General features: G+C 66.4%; 1 protein-coding gene. It reads left to right on the top strand.

Annotated elements, in window-relative coordinates; genetic code table 11:
* Positions 1–340, top strand: a 340-nt coding sequence (locus ACEN88_RS34175) for a hypothetical protein (protein WP_413346821.1), incomplete at its 5' end; no start/stop codon positions are given.
* Positions 341–473 lie beyond the last annotated feature (133 nt).

The raw sequence follows: 473 nt of genomic DNA, 5'->3' as shown, positions 1-473 counted from the left end.
CCAGGAAATGGAGTTCGGCGTCGGCGGCCTCGGCCGTACCGCGGCGCTCGTCTACGCCTGGCGCGGCGACGGCATCCGGGCCGGGAACCTGCTGCGTTCGATGGCGGGCAACCGGCGCGACCCGTACACGGCGGCATGGGCAGCCGGCTGGCAACGGCGGCTCGAGGCCGGCGTGACGCACGATGCGATCCGCGCCGGCCTGGCGTCCTTCCCGTGGTCCGGTCCGGCGTTCCGCGAATGGACCATCGATGCGACGGCGAGCATCGACAGGATCGAACTGAACGCCGGCATGGCGAAAGTGGGCAAGATGTTCTTCGCCCCGCCGCAGCCATTTCAATAAACCCGGGTCCACTTGCATTGCGCTGGGTCACCATCTATAATGCGGCCTCACGCGAAACAAGCGACCGGTTACCAGGAGAGGTGGCAGAGTGGTCGAATGTACCTGACTCGAAATCAGGCGTACGGGTGACCGT

Source organism: Massilia sp. CT11-108 (assembly GCF_047302915.1).
GTDB classification, from domain to species: domain Bacteria; phylum Pseudomonadota; class Gammaproteobacteria; order Burkholderiales; family Burkholderiaceae_D; genus Telluria; species Telluria orientalis.
The sequence above is the reverse complement of the archived record's forward strand: the minus strand, read 5'-3'. Positions and strand labels throughout refer to the sequence as shown.